The organism is Streptomyces sp. NPDC088730 (genome assembly GCF_044751215.1).
Taxonomy (GTDB): Bacteria; Actinomycetota; Actinomycetes; order Streptomycetales; family Streptomycetaceae; genus Streptomyces.
Genome location: NZ_JBIVLK010000008.1, coordinates 340,624 through 355,260, shown reverse-complemented (window position 1 = coordinate 355,260; position 14,637 = coordinate 340,624). Strand labels below are relative to the sequence as shown.

Sequence of the window (14,637 nt, the reverse complement as noted above, 5' to 3'; positions counted from 1 at the left end):
GGAGGCAAAGGGACTTCCTGTCTCAGGTCGCTGCCGTGGTCCGATCGTCTCGGGTGTGGTCGCTGGGGGGCTCGCGCCCGCGGCGTGGAAGGCCAGATGACAGCCCACAGGAATCTCAAGCGCCGGGTGCGCGCCCGCGCGGCCAGGACCGGCCGGTCCTGTTCGACTGCCCTCCGGCATTCCGTTCGGCTCCCCGAGGAGACGTCATGCCGGAAGAGAACTACGTACGTCTGGGTGGCTCGGACCACGGTCCGTGAGAACCCCCGCAGCAGGACCGAGCTAAGGGACAGCGGCGCCGAGGTGCGGAGCCTGATGCGCGGGGCGCCGGCGGCCGGGGCGAGGGTGGTGCAGTTCCCCGAGGGGACCACCTGCTCCCCGGACGAACGGCCGCTGTCCTTCGACGGCCCTGCCGAGGCCGGCCCGGCCGACTGGAGCAGGTTCCAGTGGGACGTATTCCAGGAGGAGCTGACCCTGACGGCCCGTCTGGCACGTCAGCCGGGGCTGTGGACCGCGCTCGGTTCGGTCCACCGGCTCACCGCGCCCAACCGCCCGCACAACAGTCTGTACGTGATCTCGGACCGCGGCGAGGTGGCGACCCGCTACGGCGAGCGCATGCTGTCGCACACGAAGGTCTCGTACATGTACGCACCAGGGTCGGCACCGGTCACCTTCGAGGCCGACGGGGTCCGGTTCGGCTGCGCGCTCGACATGGAAGCGCACTTTCCCGGGCTCTCCGGCGCATACGAACGGCTCGACGTCGACTGCGTGTTGTTCTCGACCACAGGCGGCCACAGGCGGAGCCACCGGAGGAGGCACGGGCTTCGCGACCGAGATGCGGGCACACGCCGCGACGAACCGGTACTGGACCGGCTTCGCCGTACCGGCTCCTCGGCGGTGGGGCGCAGGCGGGGTCGTCGGCCCCGACGGCGAGTGGGCCGCCCGCTGTCCGGGGGACGGAACGCCTTCGCCGGCGGTCGCGGAGCTGGGCCCGCAGGACCCCGCCGGCGCTCTGGCCAGGCCCTGGCGGCGCAGGGCGCGGGCCGGCCTCTACGCAGGACACCTGGTGGAGGACGCCCGCGGCGTCGACCGCACCGCCTTCCAGAAGCGGCCCTTCCGGCCGGATGACCCCGCCCGGCCTGCCCGAGAAGGCCCTCGGACAGGCCGGGTCCGCCTTCGGCCGGGTCGCCCCGATCCGTGGTGAATTGATTCAAACCCAGGTGCAGAGCGAGAACAAGACCGGCCAGCTGCTTGACTAGTCGTCGGCGTCAAACCTAGCGTACGTTCCAGATGAAACGATTCACATCGTCCTGACGGCCGCGGTCGCCGGATGACTCTGCTTACGAGGTGCTCATGTCTGATGTGTCGGCCGTCAAGGCAGCCCTGAAGTCTCAGGTGATCGAGACTCCTTCGTGGGGTTACGGCAATTCCGGGACTCGTTTCAAGGTGTTCGCGCAGCCGGGGGTGCCACGCGACCCGTTCGAGAAGATGGAGGACGCGGCGCGGGTACACGCGTTCACCGGGGTCGCGCCGAAGGTGTCGCTGCACATTCCCTGGGACAAGGTGACGGACTACGCCGCACTGACCCGGCACGCCGAGAGCCTCGGGCTGCGGATCGGCACGATCAACTCGAACGTCTTCCAGGACGACGACTACAGGCTCGGCTCTGTCACCCACCCCGACGCCGCGGTGCGGCGCAAGGCGACCGGTCATCTGCTGGAATGCATCGACGTCATGGACGAGACCGGCTCGCCCGATCTCAAGCTGTGGTTCTCCGACGGCACCAACTACCCCGGCCAGGACGATATCGCCACCCGCCAGGGCAGGCTGTCCGAGGCGCTGGCGGAGGTGTACGAGCGGCTGGGCGACGACCAGCGGATGCTGCTGGAGTACAAGCTCTTCGAGCCCGCGTTCTACGCGACGGACGTGCCGGACTGGGGCACCGCCTACGCGCACTGCCTGAAGCTCGGCCCGAAGGCCCAGGTGGTCGTGGACACCGGTCACCACGCGCCGGGCACGAACATCGAGTTCATCGTGGCGATCCTGCTGCGAGAGGGCCGGCTCGGCGCGTTCGACTTCAACTCCCGCTTCTACGCGGACGACGATCTGATGGCCGGTGCCGCCGATCCCTTCCAGCTGTTCCGGATCATGCACGAGGTGGTCAAGAACGGCGGCCTCAAGTCCGAGACCAACGTTAACTTCATGCTCGACCAGTGCCACAACATCGAGGCGAAGATCCCGGCGGTGATCCGGTCCGTCGCCAATGTGCAGGAGGCGACAGCGAAGGCGCTGCTGGTGGACGGTGACGCGCTCGGCGCCGCGCAGAGGTCGGGCGATGTGCTCGCGTCGAACGCCGTCCTGATGGATGCATACAACACCGATGTGCGGCCGCTGCTCGCCGAGGTGCGCGAGGAACAGGGCCTGGCCCGTGACCCGTTCGCCGCCTACCTCGCCTCCGGCAACCAGGAACGCATCGCGGCCGCCCGGGTGGGCGGCACGCAGGCCGGCTGGGGCGCCTGAGCCTTGGGCACGCTCCCCGTCCTCCGTACGTCCCCCGCCGTGAACGCACCTCTCACCCCGAAGGAACCCCTATGACGTCCGCGACGCACGCTGAGGTCGCAGCGCTCCTGGAGCGCGCGCACCGGATCGGCTCCGACCCCCGCAACACCAACTACGCCGGAGGCAACGCGTCGGTGAAGGCGGTCGGCGCCGATCCGGTCACCGGTGGCGGGACCGAACTGCTCTGGGTCAAGGGATCCGGGGGCGACCTCGGCACGCTGACGGAGGCGGGGCTCGCCGTCCTCCGCCTGGACCGGGTCCGCGCGCTCAAGGAGGTGTACCGGGGCGTCGGGCACGAGGACGAGATGGTGGCGGCCTTCGACTTCTGCCTGCACGGCAAGGGCGGCGCCGCACCGTCCATCGACACCGCCATGCACGCCCTGGTCGAGGCGGCCCATGTCGACCACCTGCATCCGGATTCGGGGATCGCCCTGGCGTGCGCGGCCGATGGCGAGAAACTGACCGTCGAGTGCTTCGGGGACAAGGTGGCCTGGGTGGGCTGGCGCCGGCCGGGGTTTCAGCTCGGTCTCGACATCGCGGCGGTCAAGGCGGCCAACCCGCAGGCGGTCGGGGTGGTCCTGGGCGGCCACGGAATCACCGCCTGGGGCGAGACGTCCGACGCGTGCGAACAGAACGCGCTGTGGATGATCCGTACCGCCGAGACGTTCCTGCTGGAACGCGGCAGCGCCGAGCCCTTCGGTCCGGTGCTGCCGGACCGGATGCCACTGCCGGAGGCGGCCCGCCGCGAACGGGCCGCCGCGCTCGCACCGTTGATCCGCGGTCTGGCGTCCACGGACCGCCCTCAGGTGGGGCACTTCACCGACGCCGCCCCGGTGCTGGACTTCCTGTCCCGCGCGGAGCATCCGCGCCTCGCCGCGCTCGGCACCTCGTGCCCGGACCACTTCCTCCGTACCAAGGTCAGGCCGCTGGCCCTGGATCTTGCTTCGGACGTGCCACTGGCCGAGGCCGGGGAGCGGCTGCGGGAGCTGCACGCGGAGTACCGCGAGGCGTACCGCGCGTACTACGAGCGGCACGCCGCGCCCGGCTCCCCCGCCATGCGTGGCGCCGATCCGGCGATCGTGCTGGTGCCCGGGGTGGGCATGTTCTCCTTCGGGAACGACAAGCAGACCGCGCGGGTCGCCGGGGAGTTCTACCTCAACGCCGTCAACGTGATGCGCGGCGCCGAGGCCGTCTCCTCGTACGCCCCGATCGGGGAGTCCGAGAAGTTCCGGATCGAGTACTGGGATCTGGAGGAGGCCAAGCTGCGCCGGATGCCGAAGCCGAAGCCACTGGCCACCCGGGTGGCGCTGGTGACCGGTGCGGGCTCGGGGATCGGGAAGGCCATCGCCCGCCGGCTGGCCGCGGAGGGCGCGTGTGTGGTCGTCGCCGACCTGAACGCGGAGAGCGCCGCCGCGGTCGCCGAGGACCTCGGCGGAGCGGACCGGGCGGTCGCGGTGGCGGTCGATGTCACCAGCGAGGAGCAGATCGCCGCCGCGTTCGAGGCCGCCGTGCTCGCCTTCGGCGGTGTGGACCTCGTCGTCAACAACGCGGGGATCTCCATCTCCAAGCCGTTGCTGGAGACGACGGCGCGCGACTGGGATCTGCAGCACGACATCATGGCGCGCGGTTCGTTCCTGGTGTCGCGGGAGGCCGCCCGGGTGATGCGGGCCCAGGGCATCGGCGGCGACATCATCTACATCGCGTCCAAGAACGCCGTGTTCGCGGGTCCGAACAACATCGCGTACTCCGCGACCAAGGCCGACCAGTCCCATCAGGTGCGGCTGCTGGCGGCGGAGCTCGGCGAACACGGGATCCGGGTGAACGGCGTCAACCCGGACGGGGTGGTGCGCGGTTCGGGGATCTTCGCCGGCGGCTGGGGCGCCCAGCGGGCGGCGACGTACGGCATCGAGGAGGAGAAGCTCGGGGAGTTCTACGCCCGGCGGACCCTGCTCAAGCGTGAGGTGCTGCCGGAGCATGTCGCCAATGCCGTGTTCGCGTTGACCGGCGGCGACCTCACGCACACCACCGGTCTGCACATCCCTGTCGACGCCGGTGTGGCAGCGGCTTTCCTGCGATGAACCGGACACGATCTTGATGGCTGTGAACTCCTACGCTCGGCCGGCCGACGAGGCCGTCTTCGCCGCCGTGGATCTCGGTGCCACCAGTGGCCGGGTGATGACGGGCCGGGTCGGCCCCGGCACGTTGGTCCTGACCGAGGCGCACCGGTTCGCCAACGAACCGGTGCGGCTGCCGGACGGGCTGCACTGGGACGTACTGGCCCTGTACCAGGGGATGCTGGACGGGCTGCGGGCGGCCGCGCGCACCGGTCCGGTCGCCTCGGTCGGCATCGACACCTGGGCGGTGGACTACGGTCTGCTGGATGCCGACGGGTCGCTGCTCGGGGTGCCCTTCCACTACCGGGACGGGCGCGGCGACGGCATGTCGCAGCGGTTGCCGGAGGGCTGTGGCGCGGCGGAGCTGTACGCGGTGAGCGGCTTGCAGCACCTGCCGTTCAACACGGTGTTCCAGCTGCTGGCCCACCGTGCCACGGCCCAGTGGGAGGCGGCGCGGACACTGCTGCTGATGCCTGATCTGCTGGTGCACTGGCTGACCGGCTCTGTGGGTGCGGAGATCACGAACGCGTCGACGACCGGACTGTTCGACGCGCGGGCCGGTGGCTGGTCGGATGCGCTGATCGGGCGGCTGGGGCTGGCGCGTTCGCTCTTTCCGCCACTGCGTGAGCCGGGTGATCCGGCGGGGACGCTCCTGGCACACGTCGCCGCGGCCACGGGGCTGCCGGCCGGGACCCCGGTGACCACCGTCGCCTCGCACGACACGGCGTCGGCGGTCGTGGCGGTACCGGCGACGGAGCCGGACTTCGCGTACGTCTCGTGCGGCACCTGGTCGCTGGCCGGTCTGGAGCTGGACGCCCCGGTGCTGTCCGAGGAGTCGCGCGCGGCGAACTTCACCAACGAGCGCGGGGTGGACGGCACCGTCCGGTACCTCCGCAACATCATGGGCATGTGGCTGCTGGAGGAGTGCCGCAGGGCGTGGGACCGCGAGGGCCCCGCCACCGGACTGGACGGGCTGCTGACCGGCGCGGCCGGGGCGGAGCCGTTCGCCGCGGTGATCGATCCCGATGACGAGGCGTTCCTCGCGCCGGACGACATGCCCTCCCGGATCGACGCGCATCTGCTGCGGACGGGGCAGAAGCCTCCGGGGACTCGCGGCGGATATGTGCGATGCGTGCTGGAGAGCCTGGCGCTGGCCCACCGCAGGACGTTGCGGCGGGCCGCGGAGCTGGCGAGCCGCGAGCCGGCACGCATCCATCTGGTCGGCGGCGGCTCACGCAACGAGCTGCTGTGCCAGTGGACGGCGGACGCGAGCGGGCTGCCCGTCACGGCCGGGCCCGCCGAGGCAACGGCACTCGGCAACATCCTGTTGCAGGCCCGCGCCCACGGGCTGGTGGGCGGCCTCGCGGGGGTGCGCCGGCTGGTCGCCCGTACCCAGGAGCTGCGGCACTACGAACCGCGGGGGGACAGACGGGACTGGGACCGCGCGGAGGCCCGGCTCACCAGGAAGACACCTGCGGGGAATGGAAACACCTGATGTCAGACGACCGCGCCGCAGAGCCCGGCGGTGCCCTTGCACGGACGTCCCGGCGCCGGACCCGGGTGGGCCTGGTCTCCGGCGGGCTCGGCGCGTACTGGCCGCAGTTCCCCGGCCTTCTCGAACAGCTGCGGGGGTCGGCCCGGTTCGTGACCGCCCGGATCGAGGAGCTGGGGTGCGAGGTGGTCGACGCGGGGTTCGTCTCGGATCCTCAGGAGTCGGCCAGGGCTGCCGAACAGCTGCGGCGGGCCGACTGCGATCTGGTGGTGACGTTCCTGACGACCTACCTCACCGCGTCGATGGTGCTGCCGGTCGCCCAGCGCACGCACACCCCGGTGCTGGTCATCGACCTCCAGCCGGCCGAGGCCATGGACCACGCCGGCACCGGCACGGGCGAGTGGCTGGCGTACTGCGGTCAGTGCCCGCTGCCGGAGGTCGCCAGCGTGTTCCGGCGCAGCGGCATCCCGTTCCGCTCGGTCTCGGGCCATCTGCGCGACGAGAACGCCTGGGGCAGGATCCGCCGCTGGGTCTCGGCCGCCGCGGTGCGCGGTGCGCTGCGCCACGGCCGCCACGGGCTGATGGGGCATCTGTACCCGGGCATGCTCGACGTCTCCACCGACATGACGCTGGTCTCCGCGCAGCTGGGCGGCCATGTCGAGGTGCTGGAGTTCGACGACCTGCGGGTCAGGGTCTCGGCGGTGACGGACGGGGAGACCGCCGAACGGGTCGCCCTGGCCCGGGGGGTCTTCACCCTGGACGCCTCCGTCGACGAGGGCGATCTCGCCTGGGCGGCACGGGTCTCGGTCGGTCTGGACCGGCTGGTGGCCGATTTCGCGCTCGACAGCCTCGCCTACTACCACCGGGGGCTGGAGGGTGAGGTCCACGAGCGGCTGGGGGCCGGCATGATCCTGGGCGCCTCGCTGCTGACCGCCCGGGGGGTGCCGATGGCCGGTGAGTACGAGCTGCGCACCAGCCTCGCCATGCTGATCGCCGACACCATGGGGGCGGGCGGTTCGTTCACCGAACTGCAGGCGCTCAACTTCCGCGACCGGGTTGTGGAGATGGGGCACGACGGCCCCGCCCATCTGGCGATCAGCGCGAAGGACCCGCTGCTGCGCGGTCTGGGTGTCTACCACGGCAAGCGCGGCTGGGGTGTCAGCGTCGAGTTCGACGTCACCCACGGGCCGGTCACCACGTTCGGTATCGGCCAGGAGGCCGACGGCTCGTTCATCCTGATCGCGTCCGAGGGGGAGGTCGTGCCCGGTCCCCTCCTGGAGATCGGCAACACGACCTCCCGGGTGGACTTCGGCTTCGATCCCGGCGAGTGGACCGATGCCTGGTCCGCCACGGGCATCGGCCACCACTGGGCGCTGTGCACCGGCCACCGTGCGAGGGACTTCCGGGCCGCCGCGGACCTGCTGGGCCTGCCCTTCCGTGCGGTGAACGGGCCCAACGCCCTCTGACGCGGGCGGCCCCCTCAGGGAGCCGCGGGGGCGTCCAGGCCGAGTTCACCGTCGCCGAGGGGGGCGAAGAACCGCTCCACGTCGGCGTCGGTGACCTCGGTGAGCCCGGCGGGGTTCCATCGCGGGTTCCGGTCCTTGTCGACGATCTGGGCGCGTACGCCCTCGACCAGGTCGGGCCGGGTGAAGGCGGTGGCCGAGACCCGGAACTCCTGGTCCAGCACGGCCTCCAGGCGGTCGAGGCGGCGCGCCCTGCGGACGGCTTCGAGGGTGACCTTGAGCGCGGTGGGCGACTTCGCCAGGATCGTGGCGGCGGTCTCCTTGGCTGCGGGCTCGCCGCAGTCGCCGAGGCGCTCGACGATCTCCTCGACCGTTCCGGCGCTGTAGCAGGAGTCGATCCAGCCGCGCTGTGCGGCCAGTTCGCCTCCGGTGGCCGCGCCTTCGTAGCGCCGCACCGCGGCGACGACCTCCGAGGGTGTGGTGCACAGGTCGAGGGCGGCGATCAGACCGGGAAGCTCCCGTGACGGCACGAAGTGGCCGGCGAGTCCGCACAGCAGTGCGTCCGCCGCGCCGACGGCTGCCCCGGTGAGCGCCAGGTGGGTGCCGAGCTCACCGGGCGCCCTGCCCAGCAGGTAGGTGCCGCCCACGTCCGGGACGAACCCGATACCGGTCTCCGGCATCGCGACGCGCGAACGCTCCGTGACGATCCGGATCGAGCCATGGGCCGAGACTCCGACACCGCCGCCCATCACGATGCCGTCCATGATCGCGACGTACGGCTTGGGGAACCGGGCGATACGGGCGTTCAGCCGGTACTCGTCACGCCAGAAGTCCAGTGCGGTCCCGCCGCCGGCCAGGGCGTCGTCCCGGATGGCGCGGATGTCGCCGCCCGCGCACAGCCCCCGCTCCCCCGCCCCCGTGAGCAGCACGGCGGCGACCGATTCGTCGCGTTCCGCCGCGTCCAGTGCTTCCGCCATGCGCAGCACCATGGTGTGGTTCAGCGCGTTGAGGGCCCGGGGCCGGTTGAGCGTGAGGTGGCGGACGCGCCCCTCGGTGTGCAGCAGGACGGGATCCTCGTGGTTCATGCGTGCGCTCCGGTCAGCCCCAGTACGTGCCGTTCCGCCGGTCACGGACGGCCTTGCGCTGCCATTGTGCGCGGCGGTTCCGGAGCGCGGGCACGAGGGGGTGGCGGCGGCCACGGGGCGGGGGCGCGGCCACCGTCCGGGGCGGTCTCCGCTGTGGCAGCCGTAACCGGCCGGCCAGACAATTGGGTCAGGCAGTACGGCAGCCCCGCCGGACGATCTTCGGAGCAGGAATGACCGATCACGACCGGCCACCGATCATCCCCGTCCGGCCCGGCCCGTCGGCCGGGAAGGCACGAAGCGGCGACACCGGGACGGCGGAGCGGCTTGCCATGAACCGCACCGGCAGTTTCGAGTGGGATCTCGATGCCCGGACGCTGGACATCGACGAGGCGGGACTGCTGGTGTTCGGCCTGGACCCGGCCACGTTCGACTCACGGCCGGAGTCGCTGGTGGAGCGGCTGGAGCCGGAGGACCGGGTCCGCCTCGACACGGCGATCGACGAGGCCGTCAAGGGCGGGCGCACCTCGTACAGCGTTCATTTCCGGGTCCCTACGGACGAGAGCGGCGACCAGTGGACGCATATCCAGGCGCGCATCCTGCGCGGCGCCGACGGCCGGGCGCACCGGGTGATCGGGGTGGTGCGGGACGCGACGGCGGAAGTCACCCATTCGGCCTTCGTGCTGGAACTGGAAAAACGCCGTCAGCGCCAGACCGATATTGTTGAACGCACAACGAGTGCCTTGTCGCGGGCGGTGACCGTGGACGACGTGACGGCCGCTCTGACGGGACCGGGCGGTCTGGCCCGGCTGGGCGCCGACGGCCTCGCGCTCGGGCTGCTGGACAACGCCACGCTGAATGTCATCGCGCTGAGCGGCGAGTCCCTGGAGGTCATGGACGAGCTGGGGCAGGGCCGGCTCGACCGGAGCTTCCCACTGGCCGACACCGTTCTCAGCGGCCGGCCGCGCTTCGTGAGCTCACTCGGCGCGCTCACCCGGCGCTATCCGGTGCTGGAGCCGTACGTGGGCCGGCTGAAGTTCCAGGCCGCGGCCTATCTGCCGCTCATCGCACAGGCACGTTCACTCGGCGGGCTGGCGCTCTTCTACCGTGAGCGCACGGCCTTCAACGCCGACGAGCGCAACCTGTGCCTGGGGCTCGCCGCGATCGTCGCCCAGTCCCTCCAGCGGGCCAAGCTCTTCGACGAGGAGCGCGAATTCGCCACCGGCCTCCAGTCCACGATGCTGCCGCGGCGGATCCATGACATCGAGGGCGGCGAGATCGCGGTCCGCTACCACGCGGCGTGGAGCGGCCGCCAGGTCGGCGGTGACTGGTACGACGTGATCCCGCTGCCGAAGGGCCGGTTCGGCATCGTGGTGGGCGACGTGCAGGGCCATGACACGCATGCGGCCGCGATCATGGGCCAGTTGCGGATCGCGCTGCGTGCCTACGCCGGGGAGGGGCACCCGCCGTCGACGGTGCTGGCCCGCGCCTCCCGGTTCCTCGCGGAACTGGACACGGACCGCTTCGCCACCTGCACCTACGCCCAGGTCGATCTCGGCAGCGGAACGGTGCGGGTGGTGCGGGCCGGTCACTTCGGCCCGCTGATCCGGCACACGGACGGCCGGGTGGCCAGTCCGCAGGTACGCGGCGGCCTGCCCCTGGGCATCTCAACCGACTTCGGGGACGAGGAGTACCCCGAGACGCGGCTCGATCTGGTCCCCGGCGAGACGCTGGTCCTGTACACCGACGGGCTGGTCGAGGAGCCCGGCGCCGACATCGACGCGGGGGTGCGCACGCTCGTCAACGAGGTGAGCGCGGGCCCGGCGGGGGCGGAGGCGCTGGCCGACCATCTGTCGGACCGGCTGTGGGAGCGCTGGGGCTCGGGCGACGACGTGGCGCTGCTGGTGTTGCGCCGCACTCCGGACCCGGGCTCGCCCCGGGCGCCACGGCTGCACCAGTACATCCATCAGGCCGACCCGGAAGGACTCTCCGACGCGCGGACGATCGTGCGGCAGGCGCTGACCGACTGGGGCATGGCCGAACTCGCGGACGACGCGGAGCTGGTGACCGGGGAGCTGCTGGTGAACGTGCTGCTTCACACGGAGGGCGGAGCCGTACTCACGCTGGAGGTACTGCCGGAACCGGTGCGGCGGGTACGGCTGTCGGTCCAGGACCGCTCCAGTGTGTGGCCCAGGCGCCGCACACCGGGTGAGACGGCCACTTCAGGACGGGGTCTGCTCCTCCTGGACGCCGTCGCCACGCGGTGGGGCATCGAGCCGCGCGGCGAGGGGAAGGCCGTCTGGTGCGAGATCGGCCCCGCGGCGCCGCCCACGTCGCCGCCGGTCCACCGGGCCACGGACACCAGGTAGTCACCGGTGCGTCCCGCCGCCGGTGTCAGTTGCCTGGGCGCGGTGTCGGTTCGTGGACACGGAGGATGGACAGCGTTGAGGGGCGTGCCGCCACGCCGAACGCGTTGCGGCACGCCCCTCGACCGGACTACCGGGCGCCAGGCGCCCGGACCGCCGGACTACGTCAGTGCTGAGCGGTGCGACGCTTGCGCACGGACCACATGATGCCGCCACCGGCCAGCAGCACGGCGACAGCCGCACCACCGATGATGGGAGTGGCGGACGACGAACCGGTCTCGGCCAGGTCCGGCGAGGAGGGGCTCGGCGTGGCCGCGGCGGGCGCAGACGACGAAGCGGTCTCGCTCGGGGTGTCGGCCGGGGTGGGCGCCGAGGTCGTCGGCGACTTGGACGGCTCAGACGGCTCGGAAGGCTCGGACGGCTCGGACGGCTTCGTCTCGGGAGGCGTGGGCGTGGGCGTCGAGGTCTGGCCCTCGCACACCGGCGCCGTCTTCGTGTCTTCCTTCGAGTACCGCTCGCCGTCACCGGCCTTGACGGACAGATGCACCGTCAGAGCCTTGTCGTGCTCGGGCAGGTCGATCTTCTTGTCGAGCCCCTTGCCGAAGTTCTCCGTCGGCAGCAGCTCCTTACCGTCAACGGTCACGGTCACCTGGTTGGTGACCCTGTCGTTGTACGCGCTGAGGTGAAGGCTCACCTCAGTGCAGGTCACGTCCCAGGTGGGGGTGTGAGCTGCGGCCGGACCGGCGGTGAGAACCACGCCGGTCAGACCGACGACCGCGGCGGCGGCGAGGGTTCCCGCAGCGCGCAGCGATCTCCTGGGTATGGTCATGGATTGTTCCTCCGCATATGTTTCATCGCCCGAATGGCGGTGGGGCGCACAGTACTGCCCCCGTCTCCCGGATGTGCACCCGCCCCACACACCATGCGACGTCACAACTGACAGCAGATCGTCGCTGGTTGGGACATGACGGACACCCCGTCCGGGCAACGGCCGGTCCGGTGGTGGCGCGAAGTGAGCGCACGACACCGGACCGTATCGTTCGGGGCGGCGTCAGAGCGGTCGGTGCATGATGTGCACGCCCACGAACCCGTGCTTCGGGTGCTCGAATCCCTCGGGCAGCGTGCCCAGGACTTCGAAGCCGAGCGAGCGGTAGAGCCCGACGGCGGCGACGTTGGTCTCCACCACCGCGTTGAACTGCATGGCCCGGAACCCCGCCGTGCGGGCCCAGTCGATCGTGTACTCGCACAGGGCCCGCCCCACGCCGCGTCCGGCGTGCCGGGGGTCGACCATGTAGCTGGCGCTCGCGATGTGCGAACCGTTGCCCATGTGGTTCCTGTTCATCTTCGCCGTACCCAGAACCGTCCCGTCGTCGGCGACGGCGACGACCGCACGACTGGGTGCCTTGACGAGCCACCATTCGTCGGCCTCCTCCTCCCCCAGGTCGAGGGGGTAGGTGAAGGTCTCGCCCGCGGAGACGATTTCGTGAAAGAACGGCCAAATAGCGGGCCAATCATTGCTGGTTGCTTCCCTGATCAACATTGCGCAAAGACTGTCAGCTCCGGTCCTCTTTCGCGACCTCCTGGCCCCTGTCCGCGACGCCCATCGCACGTGGGCCCGACTGCGGACCGGCCGGCGGGCGGTTCCTGCCGTGCCAACCGCGCCCGCCGCGCGGACGGCGCTCGGCGGAGTGGGCCGCCGGGCGCGGAGCACGCCCCTGACGACGCCGCTCGCCACGCGCCCGGCGCAGTCGGAACCGGGCCAGCAGGCCAAGGGGTTTCCCGCTCACGGCCGGCCGGGCGGGCCCGACCGGACCGCCGTCCGGTTCGGCCTGTCGCGGAGGCTCAGCGGGTCCGCCCGGCGCCACCGGCCCGGCTGGCTCCTCCGATCGCTCCGGTTCCGCCGGTTCCTCCGGTGCCGCCCGTTCTGTCCATTCCTCCGGTGGCGCCGGGTCCACTCGTCCGGCTGGGGCGACCGGGTCAGACCGATCGAACGTCCCGGCTGCCGCCGGCGGCCGGCCGAACGCCTCCAGGTCCGTACGCCGTTCGTCACCGGGCCGCGGCGCCTGGCGGTCCTCCCGGGCGCTGTCCAGCTCCATGATGAGGTTGACCCGCCGCCAGAGGATCTCGTCGGGTTCGTCGGCCAGCATCAGGCGCCCCATCGCGTCCTGAGTGGCCGCCGACCCCCGCCGGCCGAAGACCGGTTCGGGCAGGACCCGGGCGAAGTAGGCGCGCTCGTAAGGATCGTCCACCACTTCCGCCAGCTGCGCCGGGTCGAGCGCCTGGGCCACGATCGCCGTGCGCGCCCAGGGATCCTCGGCGAGGCTCAGGAGCCTTTCGATCCGCCGCGAGCGCCAGTTGCGCGGGCGGCAGTCCCTGCCGGAGTCCAGCCGGTCGCGCATCCAGACCGGGCTCCTGCCCACCAGCAGTTCGGGCGAGCGGGCGGCCAGCGCGCCCAGCTCCTGAGCGAGATAGAGCCACACCACCGCCCGGTAGCGGTTGAGGTAGAACGCGACCGGCGTGACACATCCCGCACGGGCCAGCCGGGTGAAGCGGACCGGGCTGATGCCGAGCAGCCGCGCGCCTTCCGCCGTCCCCACCGTTCGTACCCGCTCCCGGAGGGCGCCCGGGAAGCCGTCCTGCGACCGGAGCCGGTCGAGCTCCTCCTGACGGACCCCGGGCCGCCCGCCACTCCGCCGCACCTCCACCCGGACGATACCCAGGTGCACCGCGAGCTCGAACTCCCCTCGCTTGAGGACAAGTTCCGCAGCGGCCCGGCCGGCGGCGACCATGTGCGCCCCGTTCGTACCTACCGCATCCGTCACCGGCATCACGATTCTCCCCCGTGAGATTCGAATACTCTCTGTGACCAAAGGTAGCTCAGGGAGAGCGACGGCCGCCCGGCCTGTGGATAACTACCGGGCCGGGCAGCGAGGCCGGACAAGGGCCGGGCAGCGGCACTGAGCACCGGACCCGATGGCGGCGCTGAGCGGCAGTGCCGAGCGGTTGACTCGTCAGAGTCGGTCGAAACCGCCCATTTCGTCCTGTCGTGCCGCCACACCGAGGTGCTCCCCGACCTTGTTGACCAGCAGCGTCATCTCGTACGCCACCTGCCCCACGTCGGCTTCGGCCTCGCTCAGCACACACAGGCAGCTGCCGTCCCCGGCGGCCGTCACGAAGAGCAGTGCCTCGTCGAACTCCACCATGGTCTGCCGGGCCCTTCCCGCGCGGAAGTGCCGTCCTGATCCGCGGGCGAGGCTGTGCAGGCCGGACGAGACCGCCGCCAGATGTTCCGCGTCCTCGCGCGCCAGACCCGTACTCGCTCCGGTCACCAGACCGTCGTTCGACAGCACCAGGGCGTGCCGTATGTGTTCCACCCGGCTGGTGAGATCGTCAAGGAGCCAGTCGAGTCCCCTGTCCAGTGCCATTCCGTTCCTCCCCGTTCATACGTTCCCCGTGCCCCACTTACGTGTAAGCCTTGCGCACGGGTCACGTCCGGGCAAGCACCCCTCCGCGGATCGGACAGGGCGAAATCGGGCCAAGTCTGCTGAGCCCACTGCGCCGGGA

The 14,637-nt window shown here is 71.3% G+C and carries 11 protein-coding genes; 6 read left to right on the top strand and 5 right to left on the bottom strand.

From position 1 onward, the window contains the following. Positions 1-96: 96 nt before the first annotated feature. From ACIP89_RS24965 to ACIP89_RS24945, 5 genes are all read left to right on the top strand, one after another. The gene (locus tag ACIP89_RS24965) at positions 97-1,125 is read left to right on the top strand and encodes a carbon-nitrogen hydrolase family protein (protein ID WP_402116795.1); all 1,029 of its coding nucleotides are present in this window, start codon (positions 97-99) and stop codon (positions 1,123-1,125) included. Positions 1,126-1,350: 225 nt separating this feature from the next. After that, positions 1,351-2,517 (top strand): L-rhamnose isomerase, encoded by a 1,167-nt coding sequence (gene rhaI / locus ACIP89_RS24960; RefSeq protein ID WP_402116793.1) that lies wholly within the window; start codon positions 1,351-1,353, stop codon positions 2,515-2,517. Positions 2,518-2,588: 71 nt separating this feature from the next. Next, a complete protein-coding gene (locus tag ACIP89_RS24955) occupies positions 2,589-4,634 on the top strand; it encodes a bifunctional aldolase/short-chain dehydrogenase (protein ID WP_402116791.1) in 2,046 nt (681 codons plus the stop codon). A gap of 22 nt (positions 4,635-4,656) precedes the next feature. Beyond that, positions 4,657-6,165, top strand: coding sequence for a rhamnulokinase family protein (locus ACIP89_RS24950; protein ID WP_402116790.1), 1,509 nt, complete (start codon positions 4,657-4,659; stop codon positions 6,163-6,165). Then, a complete protein-coding gene (locus ACIP89_RS24945) occupies positions 6,165-7,628 on the top strand; it encodes an arabinose isomerase (protein WP_402116788.1) in 1,464 nt (487 codons plus the stop codon). The genes ACIP89_RS24950 and ACIP89_RS24945 overlap by 1 nt, the downstream gene beginning before the upstream one ends. A gap of 14 nt (positions 7,629-7,642) precedes the next feature. Here the strand turns inward: ACIP89_RS24945 and ACIP89_RS24940 are convergent, their stop codons facing one another. Then, positions 7,643-8,710, bottom strand: coding sequence for an enoyl-CoA hydratase/isomerase family protein (locus ACIP89_RS24940; protein ID WP_401926124.1), 1,068 nt, complete (start codon positions 8,708-8,710; stop codon positions 7,643-7,645). Positions 8,711-8,940: 230 nt separating this feature from the next. Between ACIP89_RS24940 and ACIP89_RS24935 the strand changes: the two genes are divergently transcribed. Further along, on the top strand, positions 8,941-11,076 hold the full coding sequence (locus tag ACIP89_RS24935) for a SpoIIE family protein phosphatase (RefSeq protein ID WP_402116786.1): 2,136 nt from the start codon (positions 8,941-8,943) through the stop codon (positions 11,074-11,076). Between the two features lie 163 nt (positions 11,077-11,239). Here ACIP89_RS24935 and ACIP89_RS24930 read toward each other — a convergent pair whose 3' ends face one another. The 4 genes from ACIP89_RS24930 to ACIP89_RS24915 form a co-directional block, all read right to left on the bottom strand. Further along, positions 11,240-11,902, bottom strand: a complete 663-nt coding sequence (locus ACIP89_RS24930) for an LAETG motif-containing sortase-dependent surface protein (protein ID WP_402116783.1) — start codon at positions 11,900-11,902, stop codon at positions 11,240-11,242. A gap of 222 nt (positions 11,903-12,124) precedes the next feature. Further along, the gene (locus tag ACIP89_RS24925; RefSeq protein WP_402116781.1) at positions 12,125-12,613 is read right to left on the bottom strand and encodes a GNAT family N-acetyltransferase; all 489 of its coding nucleotides are present in this window, start codon (positions 12,611-12,613) and stop codon (positions 12,125-12,127) included. Positions 12,614-12,626: 13 nt separating this feature from the next. After that, positions 12,627-13,901 (bottom strand): DUF6397 family protein, encoded by a 1,275-nt coding sequence (locus ACIP89_RS24920; RefSeq protein WP_402116779.1) that lies wholly within the window; start codon positions 13,899-13,901, stop codon positions 12,627-12,629. A 183-nt stretch (positions 13,902-14,084) separates the two neighbouring features. Next, positions 14,085-14,498, bottom strand: coding sequence for a roadblock/LC7 domain-containing protein (locus ACIP89_RS24915; RefSeq protein ID WP_401926135.1), 414 nt, complete (start codon positions 14,496-14,498; stop codon positions 14,085-14,087). Between the last annotated feature and the right edge of the window lie 139 nt (positions 14,499-14,637).

Coding starts and splice junctions, on each gene's coding strand:
- ACIP89_RS24930 (WP_402116783.1), bottom strand. CDS start 11,902: ATGACCATACCCAGGAGATCGCTGCGCGCTGCGGGAACCCTCGCCGCC.
- ACIP89_RS24915 (WP_401926135.1), bottom strand. CDS start 14,498: ATGGCACTGGACAGGGGACTCGACTGGCTCCTTGACGATCTCACCAGC.
- ACIP89_RS24945 (WP_402116788.1), top strand. CDS start 6,165: ATGTCAGACGACCGCGCCGCAGAGCCCGGCGGTGCCCTTGCACGGACG.
- ACIP89_RS24965 (WP_402116795.1), top strand. CDS start 97: ATGACAGCCCACAGGAATCTCAAGCGCCGGGTGCGCGCCCGCGCGGCC.
- ACIP89_RS24925 (WP_402116781.1), bottom strand. CDS start 12,613: ATGTTGATCAGGGAAGCAACCAGCAATGATTGGCCCGCTATTTGGCCG.
- ACIP89_RS24955 (WP_402116791.1), top strand. CDS start 2,589: ATGACGTCCGCGACGCACGCTGAGGTCGCAGCGCTCCTGGAGCGCGCG.
- rhaI (WP_402116793.1), top strand. CDS start 1,351: ATGTCTGATGTGTCGGCCGTCAAGGCAGCCCTGAAGTCTCAGGTGATC.
- ACIP89_RS24935 (WP_402116786.1), top strand. CDS start 8,941: ATGACCGATCACGACCGGCCACCGATCATCCCCGTCCGGCCCGGCCCG.
- ACIP89_RS24920 (WP_402116779.1), bottom strand. CDS start 13,901: ATGCCGGTGACGGATGCGGTAGGTACGAACGGGGCGCACATGGTCGCC.
- ACIP89_RS24940 (WP_401926124.1), bottom strand. CDS start 8,710: ATGAACCACGAGGATCCCGTCCTGCTGCACACCGAGGGGCGCGTCCGC.